Source organism: Coprobacter fastidiosus, assembly GCF_982245605.1.
The window spans coordinates 1-21179 of record NZ_CEVCIF010000055.1 but is presented as its reverse complement, the minus strand read 5'-3'; the positions used below and the strand labels follow the sequence as shown (position 1 = coordinate 21179).

General features: G+C 38.2%; 17 protein-coding genes. 11 read left to right on the top strand and 6 right to left on the bottom strand.

The window, feature by feature from the left end; genetic code table 11:
- Positions 1 to 115 precede the first annotated feature (115 nt).
- The 4 genes from AC0UMU_RS12205 to AC0UMU_RS12190 all read right to left on the bottom strand — a co-directional run bounded on the left by AC0UMU_RS12205 (position 116) and on the right by AC0UMU_RS12190 (position 6305).
- Positions 116 to 2668 (bottom strand): glycoside hydrolase family 3 protein, encoded by a 2553-nt coding sequence (locus AC0UMU_RS12205; RefSeq protein WP_278714619.1) that lies wholly within the window; start codon positions 2666 to 2668, stop codon positions 116 to 118.
- A gap of 39 nt (positions 2669 to 2707) precedes the next feature.
- Positions 2708 to 4234: a 4Fe-4S dicluster domain-containing protein gene (locus AC0UMU_RS12200; RefSeq protein WP_473979945.1), complete on the bottom strand. Its 1527-nt coding sequence runs from the start codon at positions 4232 to 4234 to the stop codon at positions 2708 to 2710.
- A gap of 35 nt (positions 4235 to 4269) precedes the next feature.
- On the bottom strand, positions 4270 to 5208 hold the full coding sequence (locus tag AC0UMU_RS12195) for a DUF362 domain-containing protein (RefSeq protein WP_009318588.1): 939 nt from the start codon (positions 5206 to 5208) through the stop codon (positions 4270 to 4272).
- Between the two features lie 218 nt (positions 5209 to 5426).
- Positions 5427 to 6305 carry a helix-turn-helix domain-containing protein gene (locus AC0UMU_RS12190; RefSeq protein WP_022601082.1) on the bottom strand — a complete coding sequence of 293 codons (879 nt, stop codon included), beginning with the start codon at positions 6303 to 6305 and terminating at the stop codon, positions 5427 to 5429.
- A gap of 142 nt (positions 6306 to 6447) precedes the next feature.
- Here AC0UMU_RS12190 and AC0UMU_RS12185 point away from each other — a divergent pair, with 142 nt between their 5' ends.
- From AC0UMU_RS12185 to AC0UMU_RS12140, 10 genes are all read left to right on the top strand, one after another.
- The gene (locus AC0UMU_RS12185) at positions 6448 to 7269 is read left to right on the top strand and encodes a metallophosphoesterase family protein (RefSeq protein ID WP_009318586.1); all 822 of its coding nucleotides are present in this window, start codon (positions 6448 to 6450) and stop codon (positions 7267 to 7269) included.
- A complete protein-coding gene (locus AC0UMU_RS12180; protein WP_022601083.1) occupies positions 7250 to 7873 on the top strand; it encodes a hypothetical protein in 624 nt (207 codons plus the stop codon). The genes AC0UMU_RS12185 and AC0UMU_RS12180 overlap by 20 nt, the downstream gene beginning before the upstream one ends.
- Before the next feature lie 122 nt (positions 7874 to 7995).
- Positions 7996 to 9219, top strand: coding sequence for a 3-phosphoshikimate 1-carboxyvinyltransferase (aroA, locus tag AC0UMU_RS12175; RefSeq protein ID WP_022601084.1), 1224 nt, complete (start codon positions 7996 to 7998; stop codon positions 9217 to 9219).
- A 15-nt stretch (positions 9220 to 9234) separates the two neighbouring features.
- Positions 9235 to 9657, top strand: a complete 423-nt coding sequence (locus AC0UMU_RS12170) for a phospholipase (protein ID WP_122303749.1) — start codon at positions 9235 to 9237, stop codon at positions 9655 to 9657.
- A gap of 27 nt (positions 9658 to 9684) precedes the next feature.
- Entirely contained in the window at positions 9685 to 10506 is an 822-nt protein-coding gene (locus AC0UMU_RS12165) for a metal ABC transporter permease (RefSeq protein WP_022601087.1), read from the top strand.
- Positions 10507 to 10584: 78 nt separating this feature from the next.
- Positions 10585 to 13362 (top strand): type IX secretion system periplasmic lipoprotein PorW/SprE, encoded by a 2778-nt coding sequence (gene porW, locus AC0UMU_RS12160; RefSeq protein WP_195595768.1) that lies wholly within the window; start codon positions 10585 to 10587, stop codon positions 13360 to 13362.
- Positions 13363 to 13367: 5 nt separating this feature from the next.
- A complete protein-coding gene (gene porX, locus AC0UMU_RS12155; RefSeq protein ID WP_195595767.1) occupies positions 13368 to 14909 on the top strand; it encodes a T9SS response regulator signal transducer PorX in 1542 nt (513 codons plus the stop codon).
- A gap of 14 nt (positions 14910 to 14923) precedes the next feature.
- Entirely contained in the window at positions 14924 to 15349 is a 426-nt protein-coding gene (gene tsaE, locus AC0UMU_RS12150) for a tRNA (adenosine(37)-N6)-threonylcarbamoyltransferase complex ATPase subunit type 1 TsaE (protein WP_195595766.1), read from the top strand.
- 59 nt (positions 15350 to 15408) lie between these two features.
- On the top strand, positions 15409 to 15624 hold the full coding sequence (locus AC0UMU_RS12145) for an Imm17 family immunity protein (protein ID WP_195595765.1): 216 nt from the start codon (positions 15409 to 15411) through the stop codon (positions 15622 to 15624).
- A 355-nt stretch (positions 15625 to 15979) separates the two neighbouring features.
- A complete protein-coding gene (locus tag AC0UMU_RS12140; RefSeq protein ID WP_122303747.1) occupies positions 15980 to 16741 on the top strand; it encodes a BT1926 family outer membrane beta-barrel protein in 762 nt (253 codons plus the stop codon).
- Positions 16742 to 16794: 53 nt separating this feature from the next.
- Here the strand turns inward: AC0UMU_RS12140 and AC0UMU_RS12135 are convergent, their stop codons facing one another.
- Positions 16795 to 17709 carry a DMT family transporter gene (locus AC0UMU_RS12135; RefSeq protein ID WP_122303746.1) on the bottom strand — a complete coding sequence of 305 codons (915 nt, stop codon included), beginning with the start codon at positions 17707 to 17709 and terminating at the stop codon, positions 16795 to 16797.
- Between the two features lie 56 nt (positions 17710 to 17765).
- Positions 17766 to 18413 (bottom strand): DUF5715 family protein, encoded by a 648-nt coding sequence (locus AC0UMU_RS12130; protein WP_278716300.1) that lies wholly within the window; start codon positions 18411 to 18413, stop codon positions 17766 to 17768.
- A gap of 155 nt (positions 18414 to 18568) precedes the next feature.
- On the opposite strand from AC0UMU_RS12130, the gene AC0UMU_RS12125 reads away from it, so the two are divergent.
- Complete coding sequence (locus tag AC0UMU_RS12125; RefSeq protein ID WP_278716302.1) at positions 18569 to 20770, top strand: heavy metal translocating P-type ATPase; 2202 nt, start codon at positions 18569 to 18571, stop codon at positions 20768 to 20770.
- Positions 20771 to 21179 lie beyond the last annotated feature (409 nt).

The following is a 21179-nucleotide window of genomic DNA, read 5'->3' as shown; positions in this document are numbered from 1 at the left end:
ATACTTTGTGTATGAATTAGTTGGCTAATTTTATACTATTTACTGAATGTTCCTATTCAGGTACTGTAAATATTAAAAAATACAAATCTTAGAGCCTGACTATTTTTCTCAAGTACTAAAGTTTTACAACTTGCTGCAATCGGATATCATCAGAAGAAGCTCCTACCATAAAAACATAATTTCCTGACGGAGTAAAAAACTCACCTTTCCTCTCATTCCATATACGCAATTCTTTTTTAGGTACGGTAATAGTAACCGGAAGAGTTTTCCCTTTAGCAATATGTACTCGTTCAAAGCCTTTCAACTGTTTTATAGGGACTTTCACTCCTATTTCAGGGAACTGCACATAAACCTGAGCGACTTCATCCCCATTATACCTTCCGCTATTCTTTATCGTAAATGACAGACGCACATTTTCGGCATCTTGATCGACAGACAACTTACGATAATCAAACTTTGTATAGCTCAATCCGTAACCGAATGCATATAAAGGCTTACCGGTAAAATACATATATGTTCGGTTCTTTTGAATGGCATAATCATCAAAAGGAGGAAGATCGTCCAATGAGCGGTAATAGGTAAGCGGCAAGCGTCCGGCAGGATTATAATCCCCGAACAAAGCTTCGGCAACGGCTGTTCCTCCTTGCTCTCCGGGATACCATGCATTAAGAATCGCAGGGACATGTTCGTCCATCCAATTTACAGCTAAAGAACTGCCGGCAACCAATACGACTGCCATTTTGGGATTCAACTTATAAGCTTCTTCAATAAAAAGTTCCTGATCTTTAGGTAATTCAATATGGTCACGATCACGACCTTCCCGTTCAATAGATTTATTGATACCCATGACGGCAATCGTCATATCGCATTCCTGAATAGCCTTTTTAGCATCTCCATAAAGATCGAGAAGAGCCTTTTTCTCAAAATCGGGAGTACGCCAATATAATTTAGCCGAAGCTTCTCCAGCATTATCGAAATACTCGGCTACCAAACGATACTTTTTGTCTTTTTCTAATGTCACGACTACGCTATCGGTTGTCAACCCTCTATTTTTCCACGAATCGATCACCATCTTATCGTCTATATATAAACGACATCCGTCATCCGTCGCAAAAGCAAGAGTATACTTTCCTGAAACAGACGGGACTAAATCACCACTCCATCGAATCGATAATGGAGATTCGGGCAGGAACGGGTCAGGAGCTTGATTAGCCGGCTCGAAATTGATATTTTCATCAGTACGCACTTGAGGAGTTCCCTGTAAATGTTTATTATTATAATATTCAGCTTTCAATCCATTCGGAAAATTCGCTTTAGTGATCATTTCATATCCTGAAGATGAAGATTTCCAAGGAGCATAAACGATTTTTATATCATCTCCTACTCGATTTCGGATTCCGTCCAAAACAGACACCGGAACATTTACCGGTTTCCCGCTGTAATCTCCGAATTCACAGTTTCCGGCATTAATCCCGACCACAGCAATAGATTTTATCTTTTTAGGATTTATCGGTAAAAAATTATTTTCATTTTTCAATAATACGAGACTCTGTCGTGCCGCTTCAAGAGCCATATTTTTATGTTTCTCACACCCTACAATCGACGGAGACAAAGCATTGTAAGGATTTTTCGCAGGATCATCAAACAGTCCCAACATCATGCGGGCACGCAATATCCGGTATGCTGCCGTATCTATCTCAGCTTCACTAACCATATATTGCTTATAAGCATTCATCAAAGGTTCAATATACACATTATCTCCGCATTCCAAGTCAAGACCGGCCTTCAACGCCAATGTAGCAGCTGCTTCAGGAGTTTTCACATACTTATGATGAGTAACCAACAGACTCGGAGCTCCGCAATCCGATACGACATAACCGTTAAATCCCCAATCGGTACGCAGTACTTTCTTCAATAACCAAGTATTCAAAGTACAGGGAACATCGTTAATGGCATTATATGCAGTCATAATCGATTGAGCCTTACCGTCGATAATACAACGTTCAAAGGCCGGAAGATAATACTCTCTTAAATCCCGTTCGGATATCTGAGGATTGCATTCAAAACGGTTATGCTCTTCATTATTAGCAGCAAAGTGTTTCGGTGTAGAAACAACTTTTAAATAATGAGGATCATTACCCTGTAACCCTTTTACAAAGGCGACACCCAATTTACCGGAGAGAAAAGGGTCTTCCCCGTAAGTTTCGGGAGTGCGTCCCCAACGAGGATCGCGAGCCATATTCACCGTCGGAGACCAGAATGTCAACAAATCGCTGAAAAGACGTTTCTGATCCTTTCCCCGATTCAACTCATTCCAACGGGCACGCGCCTCATCTGAAATCACGGTAGAAATTTCATACAGGAAATCGGGATTCCACATACTCGCCAATCCTATAGCTTGAGGGAAAACGGTAAAATTACCGGGACGTACTATCCCGTGCAACGCTTCATTACCATGATAATATTTTTCTATTTCCAATCGGGGAATTCCGGGAGAAGTCGCCCGCAATAAAGAAATCTTTTCTTCGATCGTTAAACGAGATAACAAATCCATAATCCGCTCATGTTGCGGAGCATCCATGTCTTTATACACCTCTTTTTGAGCAAAAAGCGTTCCCGAAAAAACTAAAGCGAGAACAACAAATAGCGATTTTGTTTTATGTTTCATGTCGTACTGTGTGTATTGTGTTAAGAATTATTCAATTTATCAAAACCCGAAATCATCAATTTCCGTTTCATCTACCTTATTTATCTGTATCGGTTTTGCTTGTAAGTGAACAGGATTACCTTCTATATGAATTGCCCGAAAAGGCCGTACCGGACACACATACTCACATCCTCCGCAACCGACACAAATATCCGGATTAATTTTCGGAATTGTCAATCCATCCCGATACGGAACCATCGTAACAGCCTGAGTTGGACAGTGTTCGGCACATGCCCCGCAATTGGTATTATCGGTGTGTACAATACAATTTTCTTCGATAAATACCACATGCCCCACCTGTGTAAGATGCTTCTCTTCTTTCGTCAATGGCAATATCGCTTTATTCGGACAGATTTCGGAACAAAGGGTACAGTCATAATTACAAAAACCGTTTTCAAAGTTCATTACCGGTTGTAATATTCCTCCGACTCCGTATTCTAACAGTGATGGCTTCAATACATGAGAAGGACATTTGCTCACACAAAGATGACAAGCCGTACAATGCTGGTTAAAATGCTCTGCACTGATCGATCCCGGAGGAGACAAAGGATGTTCTTTTTTATAAGGCTTATTCCCTGTAAGTACCCCCACACTCTGGCTCATCGCTGACTTCAGTGCTGTTAATGCAACAGCGGTCAGAGTTGCGACAAAAGTACGCTTCGATATATCCGGTTCATCGGATGAGATATTTTTTTGCGATTCCTTTTTATAGCGCAAAGTATAAGATATTGCTCCTTGACGGCAATTATCGATACAATCAAAACAAACTACACAACGGCTATAATCTATTTCATGCTTTTTACTATCAATGCAGGAAGCCTTACATTTACGGGCACACAACCCGCAACTGTTACACTTAGAGGTATCGATATGTACTTTAAAAAGGGAATACTTCGAAATAAAACCCAATAAAGTTCCCACAGGACAAACGGTATTACAATATATCCTTCCATAACGATACGCCAAATAACCGACAACCAATAACGTCACAAAGGCAATTATTAAAGCTGACACACTTGTCACGATAATATCCATATAATAAAATGTATAGTTATCGAACATCGTAAAAATCCACGTTAAGAAATTATTTACAACCAAATACAAGGGCTTGAGAACATTGACTACAATACGTCCGTAAGCACTATAAGGATCGAACAAACTGACCAAAAACATAAAACCCGAAAAACCGGCAACTACGATCAATAACAATATTCCCCATCTCCACCGGTTTAATGCCCGACGGTAATCATAATGCTTCTTTTTATCTCGTTTGCGGGAAATCCAGATAGCTATATCTTGAAATATTCCCAAAGGGCAAATAGCAGAGCAATATGACTTTCCGGTCAACCACGTTAATACCAGCAGAAACAACAATATCCCGAGATTTAAACCCAACAACGCCGGAATAAGTTGCATATGAGCCAAAACATGAAAAGAGTTTGGCAAAATTCCGGCAAAATCGACCAAATAGAATGTGAGCAATAGGAATATCGTCAACGATATTCCTATACGTATTTTTCGTAACATAATTTATAAGAATTCGATTTACAGTAAAAATATGATTACATCTTCAAACGTCTGACTTTCAGATCGTCCAAATTCATCGTACCGATATTCAAAGCTTCTCCTTTGGCTAAGTGTCCGACATCTTCCAAGGGCATAGTACGTATTTGATTAAAGAATTTGGTAGCAGCAGTATCTACAGCAACAATATCGGATGATATAAAAAGAGCCTTGGGATTCACGACATCCGCTGCCGAAGTTCCTCGCGGGCCATTACTCTTCAATACCCTGTAAGCATCTACGACATTCAACACAGCGGGTTTTCTGAAAGTACAAATATCTGCTATACATTGTTGCAGATCATTTTTATGAAAAGCACCTCTGTCCCAAACAATTCCCATATGGTTCTTCATAGATATTGTTAAGTTAGCCCCACCGTGATGTTTTAGAATAGGGACATTTATCCACACATCACAATCGAGAATCGCATTATGAATTTTGGTTTTACGTAGATTTTTTCCATGCGGAAGATCGACTTCCCTGTAATAAGACTCTTCATTTGCCGGAACGACCTTTGCTTTCGCAGCTTTTGCAGCATCTTCTATCCCACTATTTTTGTAACACTTACGCCAATCATCACAAGTATGATCAAAAACGATAACCTCTGCTGCTCCGGCCTTATAACATTGAGCAATAATCTCCTTTACAAGCTTCGGATTTGTATTCCCCGCAAGTTCCGGAACTTTATCCCATCCGATATTAGGTTTAACAACAACTTTATTCCCGGGTTTTACAAATTTACTCATCCCTCCCATTTCGGTAATTGCTTTCCGAAACATCATCTCCGGTTCTCCTCCCATAACGGCAACAAGATCATAAGCAGCACCGGTTTTCACATTCTTGCCACTTTGAGCAAGAATATCCATTGCGTCACTAAATTTAAATGTAGAAGCCAAACCGGCCAAAGCGACTGTTCTTAAAAATTCCCGTCTCTCCATATACTTTTAATTTGGAATCGCCAGGATATTCTTGTCCAAACAGCAAAAACATAATGAAAACCAGACACCTGAACGATTATTTTTAACTTTCCAAATATACAAATAAATTATTTTTCAGCATTATTATTTTCTTTTTTCACTGAAAAAAAACGCTTCTACAGTATTAGCCGGCTTTTATCATTCTTTTCTCATTAAGAGCCTGTTTAAATTTTGAGACCTCAACTCATCCGATATGCCTTAGGTGTCATCCCCGTATGTTGTTTAAAAAATTTCCCGAAAAAAGAGGGATTCGGGAAATTCAGATCATTCGAAATCTCCTGTATTGTTTTTCGAGTATATTTCAACTGCGATTTGGCATCAAATATAAGTGCGGTCTTTATCCATTCTGAAATCGTCTTTCCGCTTACCTCTCGTATTATCCTCGTTAAATATTTATCGGTAAGACACAATTTCCCGGCATAGAACCCTACACTCCGTTCCGTTTTATAGTGCGTCACGATCAATTGCATTAACTCCTTAAACAATATTTCATTCCTATTCAATTGTTGGGAAGTAGTTGCCAAAGTACGTCGAAAAATAGCACTGACTTCATAACAAAAGCCCATAAATAAAGATTGCACGATCTCTCTACGATAAATATGATCGGTTCTTATCAGTTTACTCCGAATAAACTCTATAAAAGAGAACAACATCTCAGATTCTTCTTCATCAAGATTAATTTTCGGATTATCTTTAACATGCAAAAAAAGCTGAATATTAGTTTTCATACTTTTGTCCGACAAAAAATCGGTAGATGCTCCCATAACATATAACAACAGGTCTTCGCTTTTATCTCCTAACTGGATAATAGATCCGGGTAAAATAAAGAAAAAGTCATTCGGTTTTACCGAATGCCGAATAAGATCTATAACCAATTCACAACTTCCTCTACGGCATATAATCATAATCAAGCCATCTAAACGAAACGGATAATTAAAAGCCGAGCCAGGCACTTTCCCTTGTATGGACATAAAAAATTCATCGGAAATCTGTTCATCCACATAATTCCGATTTACAGTCTTTTCCATCGAAATAACCGGAATATCTTTCACTTTCATAAATAATACTCTCTATTGCAACAAATATAAAACAATTTTACAAGTTCGTTTATAAGAAATTACGATTAGAGCATTTTTAGAGAAAATCAGAACTTTCCCGATATAGCATTCCCGTTACCTTTGCTTTTAAAAAGTCACATATATGCCTGAATTAATAAAAAAATATATCACAAAAATTATTTTCTGTACAGAAATACTACTTCTTTCAGGATGTGAATTGATAGAATACCACCCATACGATACCCATATTCATGGAGACAAGGAAATTAATTATACACAAATCGAAAAAATAGAGAATTCTTGCTCATCAAAAGAATCCATCCGTTTTATTCTTATGGGAGACAGTCAACGTTGCTATGACGAAACCGAAGATTTCGTAGACCATGTAAACAGTCGAAACGACATAGATTTCGTTATACACGGAGGAGATGTTTCGGATTTCGGATTAACAAGAGAATTTATCTGGGCTCGTGATATCATGAACAAGCTGAATGTCCCCTATGTTACTCTTATAGGAAATCACGATGTATTAGGTAACGGGAAAGCAGTCTTTGAAGAGATATTCGGAACTGATAATTTTTCTTTTATAGCGGGCAAAACTAAATTCGTATGCCTAAATACGAATGCTCTCGAATATGATTATTCACATCCTGTACCGGACTTCAATTTTCTAAATTCGGAAATGACAACCCGGCAAGATGAATACACACAAACCGTTGTCGTAATGCACGCCAAACCATATTGTGACCAATTCAACAACAATGTTGCAGAATATTTTCATTATACACTGAAAAATTTCAAAAATCTGAGATTCTGCCTACATGCCCACGAACACAATACAAAAGAAACCGATATTTTCGAAGACGGAACGATTTACTACGGATGCCCCTCCATGGACAAACGCAGTTACTTGCTATTTACCTTAACGCAAAACGAATACGGTTATGAAGAAGTTTTTTTCTAACTTGCTGCTAATTCTGTTTTCCATATATCCGCTAAAGCTTCTTGCTCAAACAGAAACGGATCATACAAACGAACGTCTTCTTACGGCATGGCAAAAGATGATACCTCGTTATACGAAAATTCAATTTGCAGGCGGAATGGGTCTGCTTTCAGCAGGCGTCGGATGGAATTACGGCCACAATAAAAGTTGGGAAACAGAAGTGTTGTGGGGATTTGTCCCATCCTTCAGTAATGACCGAACCAAACTCACAATGACATTACGGGAAAACTATGTTCCCTGGTCTGTCCGACTCGGAAAAGGATGGAGTTTACAACCTCTAAGTTGCGGTATATATATCAACACAATTTTCGACGGAAATTTATGGATCAAAGAGCCGAAAAAATACCCGAACGGTTATTATTGGTTTTCTACCAAAATACGCACTCATGTACAACTCGGTCAACGCATTTCTTTTTATGATAAAAAATTCATACGCAGGACAATGTCTCTTTTTTACGAATTAAGCACTTGTGATCTCTATATACTGAATGCATGCAGTAACCGATATGTCCGGTTATCTGATATTTTAAGTCTTTCTTTCGGATTCAGAATACAACTAATCTAAACGTACTCTCCCCTTTGGATTGGTCTTGTAAAATTCACGGCTTTTTACAAGAATCATTCTTCAAGGGATCGATATTGTCTTATTTTTCGCTATTTTTGCACGAATTGATAAGAAAAAATGACATGAATATCCAAATAACCGCACCTTCCTCTTGCCGGGTAACAATACAACTTCCGGCATCGAAAAGTATAAGTAACCGGGCTTTGATATTAAATGCATTAAGTTACAGCCCATATAACATCCAAAACTTATCGGATTGCGATGATACGCGAGTAATGGTAAAAGCGTTAGAATCGAATGACAACCATTTCGATATCCATGCTGCAGGTACGGCAATGAGATTCATGACGGCATTTTTATCTAAAATCGTGGGAGAATGGGTAATTACAGGATCTGAACGAATGAGACAAAGGCCCATAGGGCTATTGGTCGACGCCCTTCGTTCATTAGGTGCCCGTATCGAATACATAGAAAAAGAAGGTTATCCTCCTCTCCGAATTTTCGGAAGCGCTTTAGAAGGCGGGGAATTAAGTCTAAACGGGAATGTCAGTTCCCAATACATTTCTGCCCTTCTGATGATCGCACCTTACATGAAAGCAGGATTGACGCTTACTCTCTCCGGAAATATTATTTCGAAGCCGTACATCCTCATGACATTGCAAATGATGAAACAGTTCGGCGTTACCGCTCAATGGAATGGAAACGTCATTCGCATAGCTCCGGCAGAATATAAACCTATCGCATTCAAAGTAGAGTCGGACTGGTCTGCTGCATCTTACTGGTATGAAATTGCGTCTTTATCTCCTTCTGCCGAAATAGAATTAGAAGGATTACAAAAAAACAGCGTACAAGGAGACTCACGAATAGCCGATTTTTTTGTTCCCTTAGGAATAAGTACCCAATACACAGAAGGCGGAATAAAACTCAGGCACAATGGTGAACGATGCAAAAAATTGACGCTCGATCTCTCTGATCAACCCGATCTGGCACAAACTTTAGTAACAACTTGCGCGTTTAAAAACATCGCGTTCCGATTTTCCGGATTACAATCTCTCAAAATCAAAGAAACCGACCGTATCGAAGCATTAAAACGGGAACTAAAAAAATTGGGTTATGTGATCAACGATATACGAGATTCTATTCTCGAATGGAACGGAGAACGTTGCCAAACAGGAAGCTCGGTTTCGATCGACACATATGAAGATCACCGTATGGCCATGGCTTTCGCTCCGGCTGCATTCATACATCCGGGAATCCGAATCAATCATCCGGAAGTCGTCAGCAAATCGTACCCTTCTTTCTGGGACGATATGAAAAGCGCAGGATTTGATATACGGGAACAATAAAACTAAAAACAGAAAATGTTATATATAATAGCATCCATCATTATTTTAGGATTCGTTTCCGCATGGTTGGATAAACGTTATAAACGGAAACTAAAACAAAAAATCGAATCGGGAGAAATTCCAAAACCGCAATCTTCGCAAACAAATGATTCCGAATGTTGCGGAATGCACGAAATTTGCGAAAGAGAAAGTTTACTTGCTGCAGTAAGCAAAGATATAGAATATTACAATGACGAAGAACTTGATGTTTTCAAAGGCCGCCATTCCGACAGTTATAGTACTGCCGAAATTGCCGAGTTCGGAGAAGTATTATATACGCTCCGCAGTGAAGAGGTTGCCGGATGGGTCAGAAGTCTCCAACTTCGAGAAATAGAACTGCCCGACCCGTTAAAAGACGAAGTTCTGCTCATTGTAGGAGAGCGGAGAGAAAAATCCTGATATTTTCATCCTTTTTTGAATAAGATCATGTCGGACATATTACAATATACTTTTTTTCAGAATGCTTTATTCGCAGTCATTCTGATTGGTCTGGCCGGAGGCATTATAGGGACTTATATCGTTACTCGTCGTATGGTATTTATTACGGGAGGTATCACCCACGCCTCCTTCGGAGGGTTGGGGCTCGGATTTTTTCTCGGAATCAGTCCGACCTTATCTGCTTTATTTTTTGCTGTACTATCCGCACTGGGAGTAGAATGGATGTCTCGAAGAAACGGGGTTCGTGAAGACTCCGCAATCGCAGCGTTCTGGGCATTCGGGATGGCTATCGGTATCATCTGCATCTTTATGACACCGGGATATACGCCGGAATTAAGCGAATTTCTTTTCGGCAATATTCTGACCATAACCCATGCAGATTTAATTCTGTTTTCACTATATACCGCCGGATTAATTCTCGTATTCATACTATTCTACCGACATATCGTATATACGGCTTTCGACCGGGATTTTGCGGCAACCCGTCGGCTTCACGTACGTCTGATAGAATACGGCATGACATTTTTGGTATCGGTTTGCGTAGTTCTCACAATCCGTTTAGTCGGCATCATGCTGTTAATGTCCCTACTCACTGTGCCACAAATGATATCCGATCTGTTCTTTAACCGATATAAACAGATCATTTACAGTTCGATCATATTAAGTATCCTGTCAGGAATAACCGGACTCGTAATTTCCTACTATATTAATGTCCCGGCAGGAGCTTGTATCGTATTTATATTAGTAATTTTTTATGGGATGGCGAGAATGTCGGTATGGGGCAGTCGTTTACGAAAATCCCGGTATTGAGTTTTTTACATTTTGAAAACAATAAAACAACATTTTACAGGTTTATTTTAATAGGAACTTTTAATCATAAGATTACATTTGAGACGAATCTATCTCCATATCGCTTCTATTGCATTGTGCCTGTTTACCGTTTTTTCATGTTCGGTAAAGAAAAACACAAAACTGAGCCGTTCTTACCAGGCTATGACTACCCGTTATAATGTCTATTTTAACGGTATAGAAAATTATAAAGAACAGTTGAAAAACATGGAGAGCAATTATGAAGATAACTTTACCCGGTTAGTACACATGCATCCGGTCAGCGCATACGGAAATCCTAAAGAAACCAAACCGAACGGAAGTTTCGACCGTACCATAGAAAAATGCCAAAAAGCAATAAAATTGCACTCTATTCAAAAAAAACCGAAACGGAATCAAAATAAAATGCATGATCCCAAATACAGGGAATATGTAAAAAGAGGAGAATTCAATCCTTTTATCCATAATGCATGGCTGCTCATGGGGAAAGCCCAATTTTATAAAGGAGACTTTCTTGCCGCCTCGGCAACGTTTATTTATATTACTCGCCATTTTACATGGAAACCCGATCTGATCGCAGAGTCCAGAATATGGCTTGCCCGTTGCTATCTTGAAATGGGCTGGATGTACGAAGCTGAAGATGTTTTGCAGAAGATCAACAACGACGGTCTTCCTTCTAAACTTAACAATTGGTTTTCTACCGTAAATGCAGACTTTTTAATACGTAACGGAGAATATAAACAAGCAATTCCGTATCTGCAAACAGCAATAAAAGCAGAAAGTAAAAAAGCCCAGAAAATACGGATGAATTTTCTGTTGGCACAACTTTATGCTTTGACTAATGATAATCAAGCGGCTTATCAGACTTTCGGTAAAGTGATAAAAATGAGCCCGCCTTACAGAACCGAGCTGAACGCCAGAATAAAGCAAACCGAAGTATTTCCGGGAGGTGATATTGAAAAGATAGTGAAAACTCTGAATAAAATGGCCAAAAGCCCGAAAAACAAGGATTACTTAGATCAAATATATTATGCTTTAGGAAATTTATATCTTTCACGTCAAGATACGACAAATGCTATAAAAAACTATATCCTCGCTGCACAGAAAAGCACCCGTGAAGGTATCGAAAAAGCTATCAGCCAACTGACTTTGGGAAACATTTACTTCAACCAACGTAAATACACCAAAGCTCAACCTTGTTACGCCGAAGCAATACCCTTGATTGACGAGACATACCCGGACTATGCACAATTGGTAAAACGCTCTGAAGTATTGGATGAACTGGCAATCCATGCGCAGAACGTAGAATTACAAGACAGTCTGCAGCAATTGGCAGCACTGCCCGAACCTGAAAGAACGAAGATTATCCAGCAAAAAATAGACGATCTTATCGCCGCCGAAAAAAGAGCTGAAGAAGAAGCAAAAAAAGAGGCATACCTTGCAGAACAGCAAGGAAATATCCCTCAATTCGGGAATCAGGGTGGAGCTCAACAGCCGACGATACCGAACATGAACCTCGGTAACGGAAGCAATGCCTGGTATTTTTATAATCCGGCTTTAGTATCTGCCGGTAAAACAGAATTCCAAAGAAAATGGGGACGCAGAAAGTTGGAAGACGACTGGCGTCGACGCGATAAAGCTTCTTTCTCTATGGACGACCTGACCGGAAACGATGAAACCGCCGATTTGGAAAATGAAGAGGGAGAAACCGAGATAACGGATGATACAGCTGCATCCGATACAACACAACTTAACGAAGCAAGCAATGATCCGCATAAACCGGAATTCTATATACAACAACTTCCGTTAACTCCGGAGGATATTGCTACATCGAACGAAATAATTGCCGACGGACTTTTCAATATGGGAATCATTTTGAAAAATCAATTGGGAGATTTCGATGCCTCATTAGATGCGTTCAACCGCCTCGATAACAGATTCCCCCAAAATGATTTCCGCCTTGAAGCCTATTATAATACTTATCTGATATATATGCAATTAGGTGATATAGCTATGGCAGATAGTTATAAGAACCGGATTATAAAAGATTTTCCGGAAAGTAAATATGCTATAGCATTAGCAGACCCGAACTACCTCGATAATTTGAGAAAAATGGACTCTATGCAAGATTCCATATACAATAAAACATACCAAGCTTATCTGGAAAACAGAAACGGAGACGTACACGAGCTATATCAGTATATGAAAAAGACTTATCCGCTATCAAAACTAATGCCGAAATTTATGCTGGTAGATGCTCTTGCCTATGTAAACGAAAAGAAGATAGACGAATTCAAAAACGGACTGAAAGAACTGCTGGAGAAATACCCGACCGAGGATGTTAGTCCTCTGGCTACAGACATGCTGAAAGGTATTGCGCAAGGCAAATCGGTAGTGTCCGGAACAGGAAAATCCAATATTTGGGAAGTTCGCTTAGGAAGCAATATGGCTGATGATTCTACCGGAATGGCAACAGACTCGATAGCTCCGTTCACAATGGATAAAGAATCACCACACCTGCTCGTTTTGGTATATCCGACAGATAGTATTTCTTCGAACCTATTATTATTCGATGTCGCAAAATATAATTTTTCAAACTTTTTGATTAAGGATTTTGATCTGGAAATAATCTCCTTTAACGAAATTAGTATGCTTGTTGTCAAAGGATTTAATAACTTTGACGAACTAACTCTTTATCGTCGTATGATCGGCAGTGAAAAAGGACTGAAATTTCCCGATACCGTCAGACCGGTAATGATTAGCGAATCGAACTTCAAGTTACTGCTCGAGGGCAGGAGTTTCGATGAATATTTTCATTTTCTTGAGCAAAACCAATAAATAGTATGAGAAACGAACTAATACTTTGGGCAGACGATGAAATAGATTTATTAAAACCTCATATCCTTTTCTTGAAACAAAAGGGTTATGAAGTCATTACGGTTTCCAACGGACGAGATGCTTTGGAAATGTCGGAGAAAGAGCATTTCGACTTGATTATACTGGACGAAAATATGCCCGGATTGAGCGGATTGGAGACTCTCAGCCGAATCAAGGAGACGAATCCTGATGTGCCGGTAGTCATGATTACAAAAAACGAAGAAGAAAATATCATGACTCAAGCCATTGGCAACAAGATAGCCGATTACTTGATAAAACCTGTAAATCCGAATCAAATACTGCTATCTATCAAAAAGAATCTCTATCAAAAAGAAATCATCTCGGAAAAAGCCACTTCCGGGTATCAGCAAGAATTTAATAAAATCAGTTCCCAAATCAACGATTCATTCTCATGGGAAGACTGGTACGAGGTATATAAAAAATTAGTATTTTGGGAACTCGAACTCGAAGAGACCGACAGTAATATGGGTGATTTGCTGAGAATGCAAAAAACCGAAGCTAATTCTGCTTTTACGAAGTTTATTAAAAAAAACTATGAAAAATGGGTCACCACAGACGAACATCCGTTGATGAGCCACGAACTATTTAAAAACAGAATATTCCCATTATTGGACCAAGGAGAAAAAATATTTTTAATCCTGATCGATAATTTCAGGCTCGATCAGTGGAGAATGATAAAACCACTACTTAACGAATATTATACATTCAATGAAGAACTCTATTTCAGCATTCTGCCCACCGCGACTCAATATGCCCGAAACGCAATATTCTCGGGATTGATGCCGGATAAGATATCAAAAATGTTTCCGGAGCTTTGGGTAGATGAAGATGAGGAGGAAGGAAAGAATTTAAATGAAGCTCCGTTAATTCAGACCCAGATAGACCGTTTTCGTAAAAAATACAGTTTTTCCTATAACAAAATCAACGAATCGCAATTCGGAGATAAGTTGATTCAAAATTTTGCTCAATTAGAACGAAATCAATTGAATGTCTGCATACTCAATTTTGTAGATATGCTGTCTCATGCCCGTACCGAATCGAAAATGATACGGGAATTAGCTTCTACAGATGCGGCATATCGCTCTCTTACAGAATCATGGTTCAAACATTCATCGGCTCTCGACCTTTTTAAAAGAATAGCCGAAACCGACTATAAAATCATATTGACTACCGATCACGGAACAATCAATGTAGATAATCCGATCAAAGTAGTAGGAGATCGCAATACGAACACGAATTTGCGCTATAAGGTCGGCAAAAATATGAGTTATAATTCTAAACAGGTTTACGAAATCAAAAATCCTAACCGGTTCGGACTTCCGTCTCCGAACGTAAGTTCGACTTATATTTTTGCAACGAACCGGGATTTCTTAGCTTACCCGAACAATTACAACTACTATGTAGGATATTATAAAGATACTTTCCAACACGGAGGTATTTCAATGGAAGAAATGATGATTCCTTTTATAACATTGTCAAAAAAATAATAAACAAACAATCTATGCAAACCATTACAATTAATAATTTAGATAATATCAGAGAGGCTGCACGAAAATTTATTTCCTGCATGGGAGACACCACCGTATTTGCTTTTCGAGGGAAAATGGGTGCCGGAAAAACAACTTTTATCAAGGCTATATGTGAGGAACTCGGTGTCGAAGATGTAATAAACAGTCCGACTTTTGCCATTGTTAACGAATATCGTTCGGCAACCGGAGAACTCATTTACCATTTCGATTTCTACCGGATCAATAAACCCGAAGAAGCTTATGATTTCGGATATGAAGATTACTTTTATAGCGGAGCACTCTGTTTTATCGAATGGCCTGAGAAAATAGAAGACTTGTTACCCGGCGATTGTGCCAACATCATTATCACCGAAAATGAAAACGGAAGTCGAAGTGTAACCAGCGAAGAGCTTGAATAATCCTTTTATAGTCAATCCGAACAATAAATACAAGATTGCAATCCTCACAATACTCAATAATGATTATCAGTAAATATATTATCTCTATTTTCTTCGCTTGCTTAGGTACATTATCGATATGTGCCGCTATCGCAAATTGGAATTGGTTTTTTAATACCAACAACGGAAAAATTTTCGTTCGCCTATTTAAACGGACAGGCGCCCGTATTTTTTATATAATACTGGGAACACTTATTTGGATAATGGCTATTTCTGTATATACCGAAATTAATTGATTTCCTTCCACTAAAAAATTAATATTTTAAAACATATCTTGTATATATAGTTTTTTTTATTCCACAACTACTATTTTCAATTTTATTAACTATAAAAATACCATATTATTTCTATCAATTATATATTATAATATATAAATAACCACATAAAACATTGATAATAAATCCAATAATCAATTATCAATATTTATTTAAACGCTGCATATCAAATTAATTATTGTAAACATATATATACCTTTCATTTTTTAGCATACATTTGTATTGCAAAATAAAACGAACAACCATTAAATAGTTTCGTATTTATATGCAATCTTCTCAAACAAACTTTTAAAGTATAACTAAAACTTGAAAATGTATGAAAAAGCTACTTTTAGCAACTGCAGTATGTTTATTGGCGTCTGCAAACTCTTTTGCTCAGTACAAACCCGAAGCCGGAACAGTAACTACTGAAATTCAATTTAATCCGTTCAATCAAGACAATGAGAATTTTTCAATTGACGGCTTGAAATTGCGTTATTTCTTCAACGAAAAACATGCTCTTCGTCTGAATTTAGGTTTTGGTGTAAGTTCTAATAAGTTTTCTGATGAAGGGGTACTTAATGACGGAAATGATACTAAATGGAACAGTGATTTAAAATCAAAAACAGGAAACTTTACTCTGGGAGTAGGATATGAATACCACATCGATATAGCTCCACGCCTTTCAGTATATGTCGGTGGAGAAACAGGCTTTACAATTACTACAGCCAAAACAACTGTAAAAGGAGAAACCGGAAGCTCTGAAACAGATCTTACCTTTAAAAACTATTACAACAATAATATAGGTAGTTTCGATCCTGATGAAACAGATCCATTAGCCGGACTTTCTCCTACTGGAGCATTTACTTACAATCTAAAAGCTTTAACTGGTTTTGATTTCTATATGTACAAAGGTTTGTATTGCGGAGCTGAATTCAGTTTAGGCCTTCAAACTTCAAAATACAAAAATCTCAAATTAGAAGGTAAAATTGATGGAACAGACATTGACAAGGATAAATTTAAAGATGATTCTAAAAGAACAGGTTTAAATTTAGCATTCAAAGCAGTTCCAGCAATCCGTTTAGGTTGGAAATTCTAATTCAGAATTTAATAATTATATAAAAATGCGCGAAAGATTTTTTCGCGCATTTTTTATTTTTTGTTCCGGCGCAAAGCCTGTACGATAATCTCTCCTTTAAAATAAATTATCAACGAACAAACGATGATCAGCATTCCTGACACCGTAGTTATCGTAGGATATTCTCCGGCAAGCATAACCCAACTCAAAACCGCACCTAAAATAGGATTGATAAGACGACACATATTTATATCCGAAACTTTAGCACCTCTAGACTGCAAAGCCATAAACCAAAAACTGAATGCAAAAACAGATATGAAGACAAGCACACCCAGGCTTACATAAAAGCCCGCAGGCTTACCGATAAACGAATGATATCCTTCGGTACAAATACCTACACCATAAATCAGAGCTCCTCCGAAAAACATTTGAACGGCATTCAGAAAAACAGGGTCTACCTTTCCTTTATCTTCAGAAACAGAGATAGCCGAATATCCTTGCAATATAATATTAAGCAACAGCAAAACTATTCCGCATATACTTTTCAGATCAAGCGGTTCTCCATCATTTCCCATGCCGATAATCAGAAGAAGCCCTGCGAAACTGACTATCAGACTAACGACCTTATATATATTGAGTTTATCATTCTTGGCTATCAAATGGGCAAGAAGGACATTTATAATAGGTGTCATACCCATAACGATAGAAGAGATAGCCCCGCTTACAAAATCAACGCCGAAATAAAACGCCGAGTATCCTAAAAACATATTGACAAAAATCAAATTCAAAAAAAGACGCTTATGCAACAATATCTCTTTCCACATACCCTTATGCCAAGTATACGCAAAAAGGATTATACCTACTGCCGTAAAACGTAATCCGGCAAAATTCATCGGAGTGAAATCATAACTCAAACCTTGTTTTATAAACGGATTTACGATCGCCCATAAAACCGATGCTGCAATCGCATATATCAAACCTTTTTTCATAATCGAGGGAATAAAATAGATCGGGGTAAAAGCAAGTTCTGTTCTTTATAAGAAAGTCAACGTACCGTTACGTGAAAACAACCCTGCTTAATTTCATATTTGACATAACAAGCATTTCTTTTTTTCAAGCTCAGCAATACCTCTGCCAAAATATGTTTCAATTGTTCTTTAGGAATCAAATAACGGTCATCCGTAGTAACAAAACGAGAATAAGCAATATCGAATGTGGTTCCGTAACGATGAGCAGAGTTGGCACTCGCATTCCCATTCTTTTTCCGTAAGCGTTTAACATCTTGATCTACCCGGAGAACACTGGTAACCAAAATCTGATAGCTTCCTCCTCCCCGACTTTCCAGAGAATCGATAAAGTTTTTTCCGATAGTTTCCAACAATTCTTTCGCCTTCGGCACAAGGTAGGGTATAGAATGGGTAAGAGAATCTACTTTATAATATTCACAATCTGTTATCTCGCATAAATGCGTATTTCCTGACAAAGCCTCTTCCCTGGACGATGCCGGAGAGATTCCCAAACGACGAGCGGCTTCGAGATGCCGGTCATTCATATCGTTGAATGCCCGGGAAAAACGCCCGAATGGAATAATTTTCAAATCTTTCTCTATCGTAATTACCTTTTCTTTTGATTTCCCACAGGAAAAAGCAGATATCGCTAAAATAAAAATCAGGAAATAAACAATTCTTTTCACGCACTTATTTTTACGGACAAACTTAAAAAAAGTTTCCCGGTTACAAAAACAATCTTTGAAGAAATCCTGCATAAAACAAAAAGAAAAAACTTCATTCCAAATATTTTGTTATACCTTTAAGGTCCGTTTAAAAGAAATCTTAGAGAGCTATCGATATGATGAAAAAATGTACTTTGCCGGTTCTGGAAATGAGTTGTGCCGTATGTGCCAACAACGTAGAAAACAAAGTAAATTCATTATCAGGAGTCACTTCCGCTTCTGTCAACTTTGCAGCAAATACAATTACCATAGAATATGATCCCGAACAGATCACGTTGCCACAAATCAAAGCAGAAGTTCAATCTATCGGATATGATCTTGTTATAGATGAAGAAAATCAAGAAGATATACAAGAAGAAGCACAAAAAAGCCATTACGCTCTCTTAAAAAGAAAAGTAATCGTTGCATGGATTTTGTCTATTCCGATCATGCTCCTATCTATGATTTTTATGCATATACCCGGAAACGAATGGATTATGATGGTACTTACTTTGCCTATTCTGCTCTACTCCGGACAAAGCTTTTATATCCATGCGTGGAAACAGACAAAACAGCACACCGCCAATATGGACACTTTAGTAGCATTAAGTACATCGATTGCATTTTTATTCAGCCTGTTTAACACTATATACCCTCAATTCTGGACTGACCAAGGTATGGAGGCTCATGTATATTACGAAGCCGCCGGGATGATCATTGCATTTGTTCTTTTAGGAAAGCTAATGGAAGAGCGAGCTAAAAACAGCACGACTTCTGCCATAAAAGGACTTATGGGACTACAACCGAAAACTGCACGAAAAATTATTGAAACCGAAGAAATAGAAGTACCGATCGGACAATTGCAACCAAACGACAAGATCAGTGTACGTCCGGGAGAAAAAATTCCGGTAGACGGTATTGTAATCGAAGGAAATTCCTATGTTGACGAAAGTATGATCAGCGGTGAAGCTATTCCGGTAAAAAAACAATCGGGAGACCGGGTATTGGCAGGGACAATAAATCAGCGGGGATCATTTATCTTGAACGCAACCCAAGTAGGAAGCTCTACCGTACTCGCTCAAATTGTACGTATGGTACAAGAAGCTCAAGGCAGCAAAGCTCCCGTTCAAAAAGTAGTAGATCGCATTAGCAGTATTTTTGTCCCTATCGTCATCAGCATTTCTATAATAACATTTATTGTATGGATAATCATCGGGGGTAACCATTATTTTTCTTATGCCTTGTTATCAGCCGTATCGGTACTTGTCATTGCATGTCCATGTGCTTTAGGATTGGCAACCCCGACCGCACTTATGGTCGGGATAGGTAAAGGAGCAGAACGGCATATACTGATCAAAGATGCTTTTGCTCTTGAAAACTTATGTAAAGTAAATTGCGTCGTATTAGATAAAACCGGAACATTAACCGAAGGACACCCTTCGGTAAGTGATGTTCTCTGGATTACAGATTCTGATCAAACCTCCCAATCGGTATTACTTGCTGCAGAACAAAAATCGGAACATCCTCTTGCAATCGCAATTACCGAATATCTGAAAGGGAAGGGTGTCGCACCGGAAGAAATCAACTCATTCGAAAGTATTACCGGAAAAGGGATCGAAGTTGTTTTCGAAGACAGTAAATACTGGGTAGGAAGTTTATCCTTCGCTCAAACACAACAAATACAATTACCGGAAAAAGCATTACAAAAAACAGAAATGTGGTCTAAGGAAAATAAAAGTATTATATATTACGGAAAAGAATCTTCCCTCATGGCTATTTTTGCTATCACCGACCCGCTAAAACCGACATCGGCTCAGGCAGTACAAACCCTTGAAAAAAGAGGTATAGAAGTGCATATGCTCACGGGCGACGGCAACAAAACCGCACAAATGATAGGCGAAACATTGGGTATCAAGCATATACAGGCCGAAGTCATGCCTACTGATAAAGAAACATATATACAGAATCTGCAGCAAAAAGGGAAAATCGTTGCAATGGTAGGAGATGGCATTAATGATTCTCAAGCTCTGGCCCGGGCAGATGTAAGTATTGCTATGGGAAAAGGTACAGATATTGCAATGGATGTAGCTATGGTAACGCTGATGACCTCAGATCTTTTATTGTTACCCCAAGCAATCAAACTTTCTCAAAGAACAGTCCGACTTATTCACCAAAATCTGTTCTGGGCATTTATCTATAATGTCATAGGTATTCCTATTGCCGCAGGAATATTATTCCCGATAAACGGATTATTATTAAATCCTATGTGGGCAAGTGCGGCAATGGCATTCAGTTCGGTTTCGGTTGTTCTGAACAGCTTACGTTTAAAATATAGCTAAACTCATCTTTGGCAATATTCCTGACGAGATAATAACTTTTTATCGTCTCCAGTTTTCCTCTTTAAAGGGAAAGAGATACGTAAAGTGATCAGATCCGAACAAATGAGAATAATCCAATAATTATTTTCATTTGTTCGGATCTATTTATTTAAATTTCTTTTCTCAAAAAAAGTCAAGAGACTGTTTAAATTTTCCGATAAAAAATAGGTCTATCGGTTTACCATATTTCTACTAAAAGACTCACTTTTTTATTCATAATGATAAAAAAATCGACTTTTTGTATCACAAAATAAATAAATTGCTTATTTTTGCACACATATTTGCATAATAAATGCATAAAAAAACATTTTATCAATCTTTTATTTTGACACAAAAATTCGAAATCGTCTAAGAAAACGATCGTTTTTTC